Genomic DNA, 17,676 nt, shown 5'->3' on the forward strand with positions numbered 1-17,676 from the left:
ATGATGAGTGATAGGGGTAAATTACCGGTCACTCATCATTGTCATTTATATTAAAGCGCAGCGTTATGAAACGAATGATTATAAAAATTCTTCTGGGGTTTTGTTCACTGGTCGCACTGTCTGCTCACGCAGAAAAGGCCGTTCACTACTATTTCAGGACGATGGATATCCGGAACGGTCTTTCGCAGAACACGGTCTACCAAATTCTTCAGGATAAAAGGGGCTTTATGTGGTTCGGAACCAAGGACGGGCTGAACCGTTATGACGGCCTTTCTTTCCGGGTATACAAGAAAGAGAACTCCGGTTTGGGCAAGAATTTCATAACTGCGCTTTATGAAGACCGACAAGGCAATATCTGGATTGGAACCGACGGAGGAGTATTCATCTACGACCCTGTGCTCGACTCGTTTGCAGCCTTCAAAGAGATGAGCGACAAAAGAAGTGTTATCGACGATTTTGTCACCATGATTGGAAGTGATGAATACGACAATATCTGGATATCGGTAGAAAATCAAGGGCTTTTCTGCTACCGGCAGCACGAAAAGAAACTGCTGAACCATCTGTACGATTCGGGCTTGGCCAACGTCACACGTTTCTGGCTCAACGGAAACACCTGCTGGGTGGCGTTGTATGCAGACAACCTCTATTATACGAAAGACAACTTCAATACACCCATGCAACCGTTCAAGGATGCAGATGGAAACGAAATCTTCAAAAATGACATTATAAACTGGCAGGTCAACGGCCCGCACAACTGCATCTATGTCGCTTCGCTCAATGGACTGACCGAGGTAAACCTCACTACCGGCAAGACGCGCAGGCTGCTCAATACCTATGTGCGAGCCTTGCAGTTTCGGTCAGACAATGAGCTGTGGGTAGGCGCGGAAACCGGATTATACATATACAATCTGGCAAATAATAAGTTGACCCATCTGACTGTCCCCGACCAAGATGACTCGTATGCCCTATCGGACAATGCTATTTATTCGCTTTGTTGCGACAGAGAAAACGGCATGTGGATAGGCTCTTATTTTGGAGGTGTGAACTATTGCCCCTACCAGTGGACTTATTTCGAGAAGTTCTACCCGCGAGACGACCTCAGACATTTCGGACGCCGTGTGCGCGAAATATGCGAGGGCAACGACGGTAGTTTGTGGATAGGTACTGAAGACAAAGGCTTGTTTAATTTCAATCCGGAGACCGGAAAGATAGAACGCTTTGAGCATCCTGCCATCTATCAAAACATACATGGTCTTTGTCCGGATGGAGATGAGTTGTGGGTAGGCACTTTCTCTGGCGGTTTGAACCGGGTAAATCTGCATACCCGGCAAGTGAGGCATTATGCCAAAGGAGAGAGCGAGAACTCGATGCCTGCCAACGATGCCTTTACCATTTGTAAAACTACCACGGGCGATGTATGGATTGGCACCACATCCGGGCTGTTGAAATACAACCGTTCCACCGACGACTTTACGCGCATTCCCCAGCTAAGGAATATGTTCACCTACCATATTCTGGAAGACTTCAACGGCAATCTGTGGTTTGCCACTTTTTCCAACGGGGTGTTCTGTTACAATGTCAGCAGCCGGCAGTGGAAGAACTATCTGCCCGATGCGAAAAAACCATCTTCTCTGCCCTACAATAAAGTCATCAGCATTTATGAAGACAGCAAGAAGCGGCTATGGTTCATGACATTGGGCGAGGGCTTTTGCCGTTATAACCCGAAAACAGACGACTTTACACGTTATGACATGTCGAAAGGCTTTCCGAGCAATACCATTTACAAGATGATTGAAGACAAGCGTGGAAACCTATGGATAACCGGCAATAACGGGTTGGTCTGCTTTAACCCCGACACGGACAGCAAGCGCATTTATACCACGGCCAACGGGCTGTTGAGCAACCAGTTTAACTTCCAATCCGGATACTGTGATAAGAAAGGGCGCATTTATCTGGGAAGCATCAACGGATTCATCGTGTTCGACCCGGAAACCTTTGTCGAGAACACGTTTCTGCCCCCGGTGGTCATTACGGATTTCTTTCTGTTCAACAAGCGGCTGTCGGTAGGCAGTCCGGACTCTCCTTTGAAGAAAAGTATCACCTGTGCGGATGAGATGCAACTGGATGCCGACCAGAACTCCTTCTCCCTTCAAGTGGCTGCCCTGAGTTATCAGGCACCCGAAATGAATCGTTTGGAATATAAACTGGAAGGATTCGACCGTGAATGGTACACCGTAGGGCGTAACTCCGTCATCAACTACTCGAACCTCCCCTACGGGAGTTATACCCTGCGTATAAAAGGTTCCAACAGCGACGGCAAATGGAACGAGGCCGAGCGCAGGCTTGCCATTCATATCCGTCCTCCTTTCTATTTATCAGTCTGGGCATATGTCATCTATACCGTGTTGATTTTATCTTCCTTGATTGGTATCGTTTTTTATTTCAGAAGACGAACCATGCAGAAGCACCGTCGAGCCATGGATAAATTTGAAAGAGAGAAAGAGCGAGAACTCTATGCAGCCAAAATAGACTTCTTCACCAATGTGGCTCACGAAATACGTACACCGCTTACGCTGATAAAGAGCCCATTGGAAAACGTACTTGCCTCGCACGCCGTTTCGGAAGATATCAGAGATGATTTGGAAACGATGGAGCTAAACACCAACCGTTTGCTCGATTTAGTAAATCAGTTACTCGACTTCCGAAAAACGGAAACACAAGGCTTCCAATTGAATTTTGTAGAATGTGATGTATCGGAGCTTTTGCAAAAAACCTACAAACGCTTTATACCTTTGGCACGCGCAAAGAGACTGGAACTGAACATAGAGGTTCCCGAAAGCTTGTATGCCTCGGTAGACCGCGAGGGGCTTATCAAAATCATCAGTAATCTGCTTACCAATGCGATAAAGTATTCAGAAACCTATATACGTATCAGTTTGCGTGCGGAAGACGAAAGGCTGTTGCTTACGGTATGCAACGATGGCCCTATCGTTCCCGCCGAGATGCGTGAGGAAATCTTCAAACCGTTTATCCAATACAAGACAGGGGCGTTGCGTACCGTTGCCGGCACAGGCATAGGGCTGGCATTGGCCCGTTCATTGGCCGAACTTCATGAGGGCGGTTTGTGGATGGAGCAAACAACGGAAAACAACTCTTTCTTATTGTCACTTCCGCTTCGGCATCAACAAACGGTCGTCATGGAGCACAAAGAAGGAGTAAAAACCGAAGAGCTTCCGGAAGACAACGACACGAGATTCGTCGCCAAGCAACATCGCTATACGCTTTTGATTGTGGAAGACAGTCCGGAGATGCAGGCATTTGTCGCCAAGCAATTGTCGTCGGACTACCGCGTATTGACGGCCATGAATGGAGTGGAGGCCTTGAAAGTGCTGCAAGAGCACACCGTACATCTGGTTGTTACGGACATTATGATGCCCGAAATGGACGGGTTGGAGTTGTGCGACCGTTTGAAGTCCGAACTGGATTATAGCCATATCCCTATCATCCTCCTGACGGCCAAGACCACCCTGCAAGCCAAGATAGAGGGAATGAAACTCGGCGCGGATGTATATATAGAGAAGCCCTTCTCTGTGGAATACCTGAAAGTCTGCGTGGCCAATCTGCTGAATAATCGCGAAAAGCTGCGAGCTTCGTTTGTCAACTCTCCTTTTGTGCAGACCGGCAGTATGGCAATGACAAAGGCGGACGAGGCTTTCCTCAAGACATTGAAGGAAGTGGTTGTGGCCAATATGCAAAATCCGGATTTCTGTCTGGACGACATGGCCGGTCTGCTGAACATGAGCCGTTCGAGCCTGAACCGCAAGATAAAAGGCATCTTGGATATGACCCCGAACGACTATATACGCTTGGAACGGCTGAAGAAGGCCGCACAGCTCTTGAAAGAAGAAGAGTGCCGAATCAATGAAGTCTGCTATATGACCGGTTTCAATACACCTTCTTATTTTACCAAATGTTTTCAGAAACAATTCGGAATTTTGCCTAAAGATTTTGTGAAATGAACAGCGAGTTCGGTATAGGCAGTTGCTTTTGCTAAAGACGAGGGGCTGCATCCTGTGTGGGAAAGATATTTCTTGAATGCACCGGTTTACAACGAGATTAGGCAAAAGAGAAAAGAGCCTTTCAGACCAACCGCCCTCCTCCTGTTTTGACAGCTACAATCCTTTGCCGTGACAGACACTTGTGTTTAAGCCGACAGACACCAGTGTTTGAGCCGTCAGACACCTGTGTTTGAGCCGTCAGACACAAGCCTCTGACAAGACGGACACAAATACCTGATAACCAATGAGATTTAACTTGAAAACACAAGAATCTCCGGGTGAGGTTATCGACCCTGTTTCTTATCCCGAACTCAGGTAAATGATAAAATGAAATCACTAAAATAGAACAATCCGACCAAAAGCCTTCAGCGTACTTTCCCGAAGGCTTTTTGGTTTTATAATTGTATTGTTTGAAGCGATATTTGTATTCGGTTTATCCTGATGCGGATATATTTGCAATAATTAAGAAAGCGGACTTCTATTTCCGTATAGTTTGAAAATCTAATTCTATAAAAAATGAGCAAGAAAATCTTATTCTTATTCTTCGTTTTGTTTGCAGCTACCGCTTATTCACAAGATGTGACCATAACGGGAACGGTGACGGATGCAAATAAAGAACCCTTGACGGGTGTAAATGTAGTGGTGAAAGGAGCTACTACGGGTACTATTACCGACATCGACGGTAACTTCTCTGTAAGCGGAAAGAAAGGGAGTACGCTTATTTTCTCATACATCGGTATGATTAGTCAGGAAGTGGTTTATAAAGGAACTGCCCTGCATGTGGTGATGCAAGATGACGCAAAGGCTTTGGACGAAGTGGTTGTCATCGGTTATCAGACAGTTAAGAAGTCCGACCTGACCGGAGCCGTGTCTGTGGTAGATACCAAAGAGATGAAGAAAAGTGCTGCCGGAACGCTTGTCAGCCAGATGCAAGGTTTGGCCACCGGCGTCAACGTGCGTAGTAGCGGACGGGCAGGAGAGGATGCTTCCATTCAGATTCGCGGTGTAGGGTCTTTAAGCAATAACTCCCCGCTGTGGGTTGTCGACGGAATGATTACCGATCCGGGCGTTGATTTCAACCCGGCAGATGCAGAATCCATCCAAATTCTGAAAGATGCTTCCGCAGCGGCCATCTATGGTTCTCGTGCAGCCAACGGTGTAATCATCGTTACTACCAAGAAAGGTGCAAAAGGCCCCATGAAGGTGAATGTCAGTGTAAAGGAAACGTTGGAATGGAGTCCGAAGTACGACCTGATGAATGCGGCGGAATACATCAAATATAATGATATTGCCTACAATGAAGCCATTAAGGATGGCATTGCCACCGTAAACAGCACCCAGAAGCACTCGCCGTATGATACCAACTGGCAGGACGAAGTACTGAAGACGGCTTTGGTGCAGGACTACAACGTATCTCTCTCCGGTGGAGGCGATTCCGGCAACTATTTCCTCTCCGCCGGATATTACAAAAACAATGGTGTGTCTTATGGAAATACGTTCGACCGTTACAGCTTCCGCGTAAACACGCAAGGCAAAAAGGGTTGGTTCTCTTTTGGTGAAAACATGGCTTATTCACTGACAAACACAGACCCGAACCAGACAAATACATACAATGACTTTTTGCGTATGATGCCTACCATTCCTATCTATGATGAGAATAATCCGGGAGGGTATGGTTACGGCGACGCTTCCAAATACAATACGTTCGGCGTGAACCCGATTGCGCGTGAGGATTTGGAATACCGCCATTATCGTCAGAATCGCTTGAATGGTTCTGTATGGTTGGAGTTCAAACCTTTCGAATTCCTTTCTTATAAATTCAACGGCGGTGTCGACCTCTATTTCTATGAGAATTCATGGTTCCGCGGTGAGGGTAACTGGACTCAGAACCAAGAACATCGCGACCCGGAAAGTCAGAAAGCCCGTGATAATACTTACAACATGCTGATTGAGCACACGCTGAATTTCAACAAAGATTTTGGGAAACATCATGTGGACGCTGTGGTGGGTACAACCTATCAACACCATGAATGGGAAGGGCTTTGGGCTTCGCGTCTGAACTTCCCGATGCTTGGCAACAATGGTTATCTCACCGTATTGAATGCCGGACAAAGCAACCAACAGAATTCTAATGCCATCAGCAAGAATGCGATGATTTCTTATCTGGGACGTGCGAACTATATCTACGACGACAGATACTATTTGACTGCCACTTTCCGTCGCGACGGCACTTCCCGTTTGGCGAAGGAAAACCGTTGGGGCAACTTCCCCTCATTCTCCGGTGCGTGGAGAATCTCGAAAGAAGACTTCTTTGATGTATCATGGATTAATGACTTGAAGATTAGAGGAAACTGGGGACGGCTGGGTAATGCCTCCATCGGCGATTGGGACTATATCGGAACCATCAATCAAAGTATCGTGACCGTGTTTGGCGGAGCCATTGTTACCGGTTCCACTCAAGTGAAACTGGTGAATACCGGCCTTGTGTGGGAAACAAAAGAAACAGTGAATATTGGTTTTGATGCCAGCTTCCTGAACCAGCGGCTGACTGTCAGCGCGGAATATTATAACTCCAAGACCAGCGACGTATTGGCCGAGACTCCGATAGCCATTTCCACCGGTAATCAAGGAGGCTCACCGTGGAAGAATGCAGCCAGTTTGCGCAACAAAGGTTTTGAAATAACGTTGGGCTGGAAAGATCAGGTGTCGGACCTCAAATACAGTGCTTTGCTGAATGTAACAACGATGAGCAACGAGGTGTTGAGCCTCGGACGTGACGATACTGAAAGGGACTTTATCGACTCTGGTCAGGCAAGAACGAAACCGGGCAGGTCGTTGGCCGAGTTCTATCTGAGAAAAACGGACGGAATTTTCAAGACACAAGAAGAAATCGATCGTTATGTGACCTCCAAGGGAACTCCTATTATCATTGAGGGAAAACGTCCCAAGTTGGGCGATGTGAGATACCTCGACTTGAATGATGACGGTGAAATCACCGATGCCGACCGCGATTATTGCGGCAGCCCGTGGGCCAAGATGCAAATGTCGTTGGTGTTCAATGCCGAGTGGAAGAATTTTGACTTCAGCATGATGTGGAACGGACAGTTCGGTAATAAGATATATAATGTTCCCCGTTGGCAAGGACGTCTGTTTGCGGACAACTCCAATTACATCCGTTTCAAGAAAGGCGAAGAACCCTATCAGGTGAACCCGAACTCCGATACGCCACGTATCATATACGGTGACTTCCGCAATTCCCGTGATGCCGACCGCTTCTTGGAGAACGGTTCTTATTTCCGTATGAAGAACATTTCTGTGGGATATAACTTCAAGCAGAAATGGTTGACGAATCTGGGCGTTGAGAAACTTCGCCTGTTTGCCACCGGAAGCAATCTGATTACAATCACCGGTTATTCAGGATTGGATCCGGACTTTAAGGGAGTGAATCCTGTTTGGAACAGTGGAACGGATGGCTTTGCTTACCCCAACACTCGTTCGGTAATGTTTGGATTAGATTTGACCTTTTAACTTTTAAATCAATTAAGAAATTATGAAAAAGATATATTACGGATTGATGCTGGCCGGTGCAATGACGTTGTGCACCGGATGCAACTCTGATTTACTGGATATTGATAATCCGAACGAAGTCACTAACGTCACTTATTGGAACAAGCCGGAAGATGCTACTGCCGGTGTAAATGCTTGTTACAGCTTTCTTTATAAGGAAGGGACATGGATGCGTTGGCTCTCGTTCCGTTACGATTTGACTTCTGATGAAGGGTGGAGCTCTTCTCCGTGGATTGAGTTGGGCGACTGGACTCGCTTCCTCTATAACAACTATAACTTTTATGAAGGAAACACCGTTCATTGGGAACATTTCTATGTGGGCATTTTCCGTTGTAACCAAGTGTTGACCTATGTTCCTAAAATAGAGATGGACGAGACGACGAAAAACCGGGTATTGGCGCAAGCCTCGTTCCTGAGAGCTTTATGGTATTTCCAAGTCAATCTGTTGTGGGACAAAGGCACCATGCCTCTTGAGCCAAAGGATGCCACCTACATCCCGGAAGACGCTTCCGAACAGGAGATATGGGACCAGATAGAAAAAGATTTGACTTTTGCCATGCAATATTTGCCCGAATCTTGGGATGCGGCCAATCTGGGGCGTGCCACCAAGGGGGCTGCGAAAGCCCTGCTGGGCAAAGCCTATATGCAGCAACACAAATATGACAAGGCAAAAGAACAGTTGCAATGGCTGATTGACAAGGAAGGTTCTTTGTATGGTCTTATCGATAATCGCGAAGATAACTTTACCGATTTGGACGAGAACAACAAGGAAGGCATCTTTGAAATTCAGTTCGATGACAAGAACAAAGGTGGTACGGGCAATGACGCCAGCATGGCGTTCGGCTTTCAGCGTACCCAATTCTATGCTCCCGGCGGTATCGGTTGGGGCGACGGAAAGGCTCGTCGTTGGCTGGTCGATGAATTCTTGAAAGAGAAGCGGGCTGATGGGCAGAACGACTTACGCTTGTATAGCAGTATCCTTTATCGTGGTTTCTCGCAAGATTTTCCCAACCTTCCGAAGAACTATTATCGGTTTGAGAATGCCGATTGGAACGACGGATGGGGAACCGACCCGGAGGACTGCTACATTCGTAAATACAACACTTCATACTATCGCACTGCGGAAGACTATTTTGCACGCAACAACTATCGCATCATGCGCTACGCCGACATCCTGATGAACTATGCCGAATGCTTGGTAGAGACGGGAGGAAGTACGGCAGATGCCGCCGCTTACGTGGATAAGGTCAGAGAGCGTGCCGGGTTGGTTAAACTGCAAAACAGCCAATGGAAAGATTGCTTGAAATCAAAAGATGCCTTTATCAAACGTCTTCAGACGGAGCGTACGTTGGAACTCTGTTTCGAGGGATGGCGGTGGGCCGACTTGAAGCGTTGGGGATTGCTCGATTCTCAGGCAGGTATCGATGAGCTGAAAGCTCGTGACAAGGATTTCAACAACTTTATCATTGGCAAGCACAGACGTTTGCCCATTCCGAGAGACGAGGTGATGAACAGTACGATGGATAAGGTGGTACACCTGAAGCAGAATCCGGGTTATTGATAATTCAAGGAAGGCTGTGTCTGGAAGTTTCTGCTCATTCAGAGATTTCCGGCATAGCCTTTTCCCTTAATTTTTATGTGGCACATGCTTATTTGTAGAAAAACCATATTATTATTGGCTTTTGCCTGTTGCAGCACACTGTTTGCACAGAACGTCCTAAATCCGGTACTTCCCGGAGTGGCGGATGCCGGTGTGATGAAGTACAACGGCAAATATTATATCGGCGGCGTACATACGAATGGAGACTTTTATGTTTCGGATGATTTGGTTCATTGGGGGAGACCTGTCCATGTCCTTTCGATGGATAATGAATGGACAAAAGGTAGTAGAGCCGGGAATGACCAGATTCATGCCAATGACATCCGCTACCTGAACGGTGATTTTCATCTGTACTGGTCTGTCAATTATTGGGGAAAGGATAAGCATGCGGTTCACATAGCACATGCGCAAAGCAAAGAGGCATTGGGGCCTTATGTCGAGCCGGACAAGAAAGCTTGGATGGACAACCGTATCGACCCGATGGTTTTTAAGGATGACGACGGACAGTTATACATGTATATGGTACGCTTCACGGATGGTAATACGATATGGGGCCGCAAGATGAAGAATCCGGCAGAGTTTGACGGCGAGCCCGTGTGCCAGTTCGCTTCGTTGCCCGATACATGGGAAACGATGGATAACAGGGTGGCGGAAGGCCCTTGGGTAATGAAATACAGAGGGCGTTATTATATGATGTACAATGCCAACCACACCTCTACGGAATGGGGCAATTATCAGTTGGGAGTGGCCGAGGCCGACTCTCCTTTAGGTTTTCAAAATGGTAGTAAATATAGTCATCCGGTTGTGGGATGTAATCAGGCAGAACTCGAAGAGAAGTATGTAGACTTATTGCGGTATGGCGATGCGTATGAGCCGCTGTTTGCCTATACGGAAAGCATGCCGGAAGGAGACTGGACAAAGGAAACCTATGAGGCTTCGGGCTGGAAGAAAGGAGAAACAGGTTTTTCGTCCGACGAGGTGAAAGGTTCTACGGTTCGGCGTATGGGTACTTGGTGGAAATCTCCTGCTCTGTGGTTGCGTAAAGCCTTTTCTGCCGGTAAGCAGGTTGGCAATCTGGCTTTGCGGGTGGCTCACGACGGAGATACTAAGATTTATCTGAACGGTACACCGGTTTATGAGAAGCAGGGGCGTGATTATTGCATCGTCAATCTTGATGGGAAATTGCGTGCTGCCCTGAAAGAAGGAGCGAACCTTCTTGCCGTGGAGACAAGGAGAGGAAAAAGTTCGCAGTTCTTTGATGTCGCTTTGTTCGACATGAAGAACGATGTGTCCGATGATATACTGATGACACCCGGACAGCCCAATATTCTGAGAGGGCCGAATGGGTTTGAGTGGTGGTTGATTTATATGGCAAACAAAAACAACGAACATCGCGGGCAGTATATCGACCGCATACAGTTTTTTGATAAAACGATGTATGTGGACGGCATAACCGGGCCTCGTACAAAGGGCTATCATCCGAAGCCTGCTTTACCTACTTTTGCCCGAATAGGCGAAACGTCTTCGTTCGGTGTGTTGCAGGGGGTGCAAGCGTCTGTTGCCTATCTGTTCGAGACGGGGATTAAGACAAAAGCCGAAGCCGGTGTCGTTGCATGGTGGAAAGATGCCGACAATTGCGCTTATATTGGCTTGGATGCCGGCCATCGATGCTGGTATATGCGCACCCGTATCGACGGCGAGGAGAAAAAGGAGGTCTTTGCTCTGCCTGCTGATTTCCGCTGGGGTGTTTATCATCATTTGCGTATCGAGCGTAACGGAGGATGCATAAAAGTCTGGTTGGACGAGATTCCTGCTCCGGAAAAACATATGTTTACGGAAATTATTCCCGCCGCGGAGGAGGGGGTTCCCGGCGTGTTTGACGGAAAGAGAGACGCCTTGTTCGAGGGTGCTGTCTATACTATCGGTTTCGACGATATGGAATGGCAGCTTGCGGAGGAGGCGGAGATGTTGAAGGGGGATTTCCTGAACGATTATGAGTTCAGCTTTCAGCTGTCCGGCTTTTCTGAACAAGACGTGGCAGGCTGCTATCCGGTTTATGTAGACAAGGATAATTATGTGAAGGCCCGGTTCAACGGCACGACCCGTATGCTTGAGGTGATTGCCGTGAAAAAAGGAAAAACCACTTGGCGCGAAGACTTCTCGTTGGAATGCCTGCAAACGGTCTATCCGGATGTGAAATATACCGATTTCATCGAGAAATCTTACTGTTTTGCTACACCTGCATGGGTGGATGCCCTCTACTTGAATCGCCACGAAGCCGATGACAAGTCCCGGTTTGTGGAAGACATGTTCAGTAAGTTCACGGTGGATTATTTGAGTAACGGCGAGTGGCATCCGATAGATGTGCAGGGTGCGGAGGTCGCCCCACGGCATCCGGCTTATAACCGTTTGTCTTTTTCCCCGGTGAAAGCTGAAAGAATCCGGTTCATCAATAAGGATGCGGAAGATTTGAAACGCCATATCTATAAAATCGGTATACACGAGATACTGAAGGCATCCTACAATTTCCGTGCAGTGCGCCGGGGCGGGAAACTGTATCTCTTTGTCGACGGCAAGGAAATGGCTGCCATGGATATCCGGTATCCTGCATCCCGCATCGGATTCTGTGCGGAAAGCGGTGCTCCGACCTATAAGGGAGTATTGTATTACCACATCGGGCAGCCTTTTCGTCAGGTGCAACCTTAACCGGGCGTCGGGACGGCGTTTTGTCCGAAAAAATATACGCCGTGAGACGCTCTTGTAACAGGTTGATTATCAGTACACCTAAATAGAGCCTATCTAAGTATAGGACTTAGGGTGCCTAAGTATACGACTTAGGGTATCTAAGTATACTACTGATCCCCCCTCAGTATGCGAGGGAGAGAAAAAATGTTTTTTTAGTAAAGATTTATCTTAAAATAAGAATCAAAAGAAAATGCTCATGAAGAAGAATTTTATAAGTATGTATCTGTTTCTGCTGGCTGTACTGACTTCCTGCCAGTCGTGTTCTTCGGAATACAAGAACGTGGACGATATAGTTGTCAATGGAGTTGAAACACCGGTGCTTTTCGGCGACCCGTTTATCATGTTGCATGGTGACACTTATTATGCCTATGGCACGAATGCCGCAGATGGCATTGAAGTATATACCTCGGATGACTTGCAGACTTGGAAATACAAAGGTATGGCACTGAACAAGAAAGATGTATGGGCCGATCGTTGGTTCTGGGCTCCGGAGGTCTACGAGGTCGATGGGAAGTTCTACATGTACTATTCCGCCGACGAACACATCTGCGTGGCCACGGCCGATAAGCCTGAAGGGCCTTTTGTACAGAGCGAGAAGCAGCCTATGATTGCCGGCGAGAAATGCATCGACAACTCTCTGTTCGTCGACGATGACGGCACGCCTTACTTGTTTTTCGACCGTTTCAACGACGGGCTTAACATTTGGGTGGCCGAGCTTGAAAAAGACCTCGTTACGATTAAAACAGAGACCATGCACCCTTGCATTCATGTTTCGCAGGCATGGGAGGAGGTCTGGCCGCGTGTCAACGAAGGGCCGTTTGTAATGAAGCGCAACGGGCTCTATTATATGACCTATTCAGCCAACAGCTATGAGAGCCCTTTCTATGGCATAGGTTGCGCCACGGCCACCGACGTGATGGGGACATGGACTAAGTACGATGAAAATCCACTTTTGCAGAAACCCGGCGAGCTGGTAGGAGTGGGGCATAGCGCCATGTTTACGGACAAGGCCGGAAAGCTCCGCATCGTTTTCCATGCGCACAAGGATAAAAGCAACATCCATCCGCGTGCCATGTATATCAGCGATGTCTGTTTTGAGAAAGTGGATGGGGTGGAGCGTATGAGAATCAGTAAGGAATATATGACCCCCAAGGTCGTGAAATGAAATCGTATAAAAACAGGAAACATGCGTATGAAGATTTTCTTTGAATTATGGCTGCTATGCAGCCTGACGGCTTGTTCTTCGTCAACATCGGCTAAGGAAGAAACACCGGCCGAACAGCCGAAGAATGTGTACCGCAACCCGGTGATAGATTACAGCCTGCCCGACCCCTCGGTCATAAAGGCCGATGACGGCTATTTCTACCTCTATGCCACCGAAGATATCCGCAACCTGCCCATTCACCGTTCCAAGAATCTGGTCGACTGGGATTATGTGGGCACTGCCTTTACCAATCATACCCGCCCCACCTTCGAGGAGAAAGGCGGTTTGTGGGCGCCGGACATCAATAAGATAGGCAATAAATATGTGTTGTACTACTCCATGTCGGTATGGGGAGGCGAGTGGACGTGCGGCATAGGTTGCGCCACAGCCGATAAGCCCGAAGGCCCTTTCACGGATCATGGCAAGATGTTTCGTAGCAATGAAATCAATGTGCAAAACTCCATTGACCCTTTCTATATAGAAGAGGCCGGGAAAAAATATCTGTTTTGGGGTAGTTTCCGGGGAATTTATGCCATCGAACTTTCGGATGACGGACTTTTTCTGAAAGAGGGTGCTGTGCCGCGTCAAGTGGCGGGCACGGCCTACGAGGGTACTTATATCCATAAGAAAGACGGTTATTATTATCTCTTTGCCTCCATAGGCAGTTGCTGCGAGGGGTTGAAGAGTACTTATACCACGGTTGTAGGACGTTCCGAAAGCCTTTTCGGACCTTATGTGGACAAGAACGGCGGGCGCATGCTCGATAATAAGCACGAAATCCTGATGGGGAAGAATAATTCCTTTGTAGGGACGGGACACAATTCGGAGATTGTGACGGACGATGCCGGCAGCGATTGGATTTTCTACCATGCCGTGAGTACAAAGAAGCCCGAAGGACGTGTATTGATGATGGACCGGATAGACTGGAAAAGCGGTTGGCCGTCGGTGGAGGGAAGCAGCCCTTCGACAGAATCGGACAAGCCGGTATTTCTGCAACGCTGAATAGCAGAGCCGGCCGATAATATGAACATAACAAAAAAAGACATACTTATGAGATTAAAAAGATTAGTTGCAGGAATAGCGTTTTTGATGGGTATTGCGAGTATGGAGGCCATGAATATAGCCCCCGGAGACGTGTCGGCTTCCGTTTCCTTGAAGGTTCCGGGAAATGCGGCCAAGCAATATCCGCTGGCTCTTCAGCGGCAGCAAGGCGGTGTGTATAGCTGTCGGGCTTCGGAAGAGTTGCCGTTGACCATCATCCGGACAGTGGCGGATGCGGATGGCAGGCAGCGTGTCACGGTGGTTATCAAAGCCGTGGAGGATGTTTATTTCAATTATGGGGAACAGGTGAAGACGGGTTATAGGCATGCCGATAGCCGGTTCTATATGCCCGGCTTCTGGTATCGCCGCAATCTGCGTTCGCCTAAAGAAGCGCCTTCGTTCCATACTTCGGACAGCTGGCTGGTGCGTGAAGACCGTCTGAGCACCCCGCTGACGGCGGCTTTCAATCCCGTCATCGGGAAATCCATGTCGGTCATCCGTATCGATAAGTTCGACAAAGAAGCCTTGTCCACCCATAAAGAGGGCGAAGTGATATTGTCCGGAGAAACCTCCATCGGCTACACCGGATTCCTGAATGTGGATGGCATGACGGTGCTTGCTTATGGCTTTCCTTATAAGGAAGCGCCTAAGACCTATATCCGTAAATTGACGTTGGCTCCTGCCGTTGAGGCTTTCCAACTGCTTCGCAAAGGCGACAGTGTTTCGCTGACTTGGGAGCTTTCCGAACGCGATGCGGCCGATTTCTCGGAATGCGTGCAGCGCACGTGGGAGTACAGTTATGACACCAATCGCCCGCAACCGGTGAAAACCCCTTATACTGTAGACCGGATGAAGGAAGTGATGAGCAACTTCTTTGTGGAAAGTTATATAGGCAACACTCCCACCCACTATTATTCGGGCGTTGAACTGGAAACAGCCACCTGTGCCGGTACGGATGTGGCAGAAATAGGCTTTGTGGGTCGCACCTTGCTCAATGCCTTCAACGCCTTGGAATACGGCACGTTGAAGAATCGTCCTGGTTTGACGAAGGATGCCAACAGCATCTTCGACACATATCTTCAAAACGGGTTCTCGCCGGCAGGATTCTTTAACGAGGTGGTGCACTACAATCGTGGCTTCAAGGAAACCAACCACAGCATCCGCCGTCAATCCGAAGGCGTATATGCCATGCTGAACTATCTGGATTACGAAAAACGGCATAAACGCAGCCATCCCGAATGGGAAAAGCGCATCAAGGGGATGTTGGACAATTTCCTTAAGTTGCAGAACGATGACGGCAGTTTCCCGCGCAAGTTCAAGGACGACTTCTCCATTGTAGATGGCAGCGGCGGCAGTACTCCCTCGGCCACATTGCCCTTGGTGATGGCTTCCAAGTATTTCAAGGACAAACGCTATCTGGCCGCCGCCAAGCGCACGGTGCAGTACTTGGAGAAAGAACTTATATCCAAAGCCGATTATTTCTCCTCCACGTTGGATGCCAATTGCGAGGACAAGGAGGCTTCCTTGTATGCTGCCACGGCTGCTTATTATCTGGCTTTGGTCACGAAAGGCGAAGAACGTGCACACTATGCCGGTTTGGCCAAGAAAGCCGCTTATTTCGCCTTGTCCTGGTATTATACGTGGGATGTTCCTTTTGCCCAAGGTCAGATGCTGGGCGATATCGGTTTGAAAACCCGTGGATGGGGCAACGTCTCGGTTGAGAACAACCACATCGATGTATTTGTTTTTGAGTTTGCCGATGTGCTGAACTGGCTTTCCAACGAGTACAACGAACCTCGTTTCTCCGACTTCGCCGAGGTGATTTCAACCTCCATGCGCCAGTTGCTCCCCCATGAAGGGCACATGTGCGGCATTGCGAAAGTCGGCTATTATCCCGAAGTGGTGCAACACACCAACTGGGATTATGGCCGCAACGGAAAGGGATACTACAACAATATCTTCGCTCCGGGCTGGACGGTCGCTTCCCTGTGGGAGCTTTTCACCCCGGGACGTGCAGAGCGGTTCTTATTGGAGAGATAGTGCCGGACAGCGGTATGTCATGCATAGATGTTTAACCTTATCCGGCACTTGAAAAAGTGGGAATTCATTCAGTTCTTATATTCGCTCTCATCGTAGTTCCGTAGCTTGCCGTCATAGTACTGCTTGACGTCTTTCCAATGATAATAGGGATACACGTCCGTGTGCATAGGCATGTGCCTTTCTTTCTCGTTGAGGAGGACTTTGACCAAGACATCTTCACTGCCGGGTTTCCGGTAGAAGACGAACTGTACGTTGGAGGCCATGGGGAAGACTTCGAACGAACGCCACTGCTCTGCCAGACTGTCCATGTCGGTGTACGTTTTGCCGTAATGCTCCAGCTCAAGCAAGGCGACCAGAGGCAGCAGACAGGACTCGTGCCCGAAGCGCAGTGTGGCACCGTGTCGACCTGTTGCGAGGAAATCGTCGGCAGTTTGGAGAATGTTGCGCAGGAGTTCGGCTTCCCGATAGGGCATCCACCCTTTGGTTTGAGGAGCCGCACCGGCATACAGATACCACGATATGTTGTTCTTGCTCCACAGGTCGATGCACTCGCGGGTGGTGAAGAGCGAATACAGCTCCATGTCGGTGTCGTGGCTTTGCATGTTGCAAGCTATGTCGAAGAGGTTGTTCATCAACCGTGCCGGCTCTACATGCTGCTTCACAAAGAGCGAATCGCTGAACAATGCCGCCATCAGCCTCTGCGGGTGGACATATTTCACTGCAATATCACGATAAACAGCTTCGGCTTCGGGCAATCGTAACAATTTATTCAGTTTGGTATTATCCCTGTTCAGGTACGGCATGTCGTGCAGGCTGGCGTCACTCGATATGCGCAAGGCGGGGTTCAGCCCCTGCAACTCCATGCATTCGTTCATCATGGACAAAATACAGCGGATGACGATGGTGGAGCGTGTGTCTATCGTTGCGCTGTCGGCAAAGACTTCGGGGAAGTTGTGATACATTCTTCGGGCGATGTCTCTGTGTTGGCGGGCGCCTGCGGGGGTCAGTTCACCCAGACGCTTCTCGGCCATGACATTCATACTGTTCACGATGTCCAGCGTCCGCTTGCCGGCGGGGGTCAGGACGTTTGCCGAATCGGCCTTTCCCAGCACTTGCTGCGGGTAGGTATAGTCTTTGGGGTTGATTAGAAACCTCGAACCGTGTCGGTTGTACGTACTGATGTAGAAAGGCACGTATCCCAGCGGGGCAGACGACTGTTGCCACGTAGGTTCGGGGTACGCCTGATAATTGTTGGCTGTCAACGAATGGTTTTTGGTGATTACTTGCTCGATGCTTTGCGAATACGCCATGCCGACAGTTGACAGGCATAACCATAGAAGAAAGAATCTTTTCATGATAAATAAGAATTAGAGAAGGTGACAGATTATTCTCAATTTGAGTAAGGAATCTGTCACCTCATG

General features: G+C 48.5%; 8 protein-coding genes. 7 read left to right on the forward strand and 1 reads right to left on the reverse strand.

Translation table 11 applies throughout. The features are described from left to right. The first annotated feature begins 65 nt into the window (after positions 1 to 65). The 7 genes from C4H11_RS08435 to C4H11_RS08465 all read left to right on the forward strand — a co-directional run bounded on the left by C4H11_RS08435 (position 66) and on the right by C4H11_RS08465 (position 16,255). Positions 66 to 4,019 carry a two-component regulator propeller domain-containing protein gene (locus tag C4H11_RS08435; protein ID WP_106041265.1) on the forward strand — a complete coding sequence of 1,318 codons (3,954 nt, stop codon included), beginning with the start codon at positions 66 to 68 and terminating at the stop codon, positions 4,017 to 4,019. A gap of 555 nt (positions 4,020 to 4,574) precedes the next feature. Continuing rightward, a complete protein-coding gene (locus C4H11_RS08440) occupies positions 4,575 to 7,586 on the forward strand; it encodes a SusC/RagA family TonB-linked outer membrane protein (RefSeq protein ID WP_106041266.1) in 3,012 nt (1,003 codons plus the stop codon). A gap of 22 nt (positions 7,587 to 7,608) precedes the next feature. Further along, positions 7,609 to 9,186, forward strand: coding sequence for a RagB/SusD family nutrient uptake outer membrane protein (locus C4H11_RS08445; protein ID WP_106041267.1), 1,578 nt, complete (start codon positions 7,609 to 7,611; stop codon positions 9,184 to 9,186). Between the two features lie 84 nt (positions 9,187 to 9,270). Further along, the gene (locus tag C4H11_RS08450; protein WP_106043259.1) at positions 9,271 to 11,931 is read left to right on the forward strand and encodes a family 43 glycosylhydrolase; all 2,661 of its coding nucleotides are present in this window, start codon (positions 9,271 to 9,273) and stop codon (positions 11,929 to 11,931) included. Between the two features lie 235 nt (positions 11,932 to 12,166). Beyond that, positions 12,167 to 13,135: a glycoside hydrolase family 43 protein gene (locus tag C4H11_RS08455; protein ID WP_106043261.1), complete on the forward strand. Its 969-nt coding sequence runs from the start codon at positions 12,167 to 12,169 to the stop codon at positions 13,133 to 13,135. A 27-nt stretch (positions 13,136 to 13,162) separates the two neighbouring features. Then, positions 13,163 to 14,176, forward strand: a complete 1,014-nt coding sequence (locus tag C4H11_RS08460) for a family 43 glycosylhydrolase (RefSeq protein WP_106043263.1) — start codon at positions 13,163 to 13,165, stop codon at positions 14,174 to 14,176. A 48-nt stretch (positions 14,177 to 14,224) separates the two neighbouring features. Beyond that, on the forward strand, positions 14,225 to 16,255 hold the full coding sequence (locus tag C4H11_RS08465) for a hypothetical protein (protein WP_106041268.1): 2,031 nt from the start codon (positions 14,225 to 14,227) through the stop codon (positions 16,253 to 16,255). A 68-nt stretch (positions 16,256 to 16,323) separates the two neighbouring features. Here the strand turns inward: C4H11_RS08465 and C4H11_RS08470 are convergent, their stop codons facing one another. After that, a complete protein-coding gene (locus tag C4H11_RS08470) occupies positions 16,324 to 17,610 on the reverse strand; it encodes a histidine-type phosphatase (protein WP_106041269.1) in 1,287 nt (428 codons plus the stop codon). Positions 17,611 to 17,676 lie beyond the last annotated feature (66 nt).

It is taken from the genome of Bacteroides zoogleoformans (genome assembly GCF_002998435.1).
Lineage (GTDB): Bacteria > Bacteroidota > Bacteroidia > Bacteroidales > Bacteroidaceae > Bacteroides > Bacteroides zoogleoformans.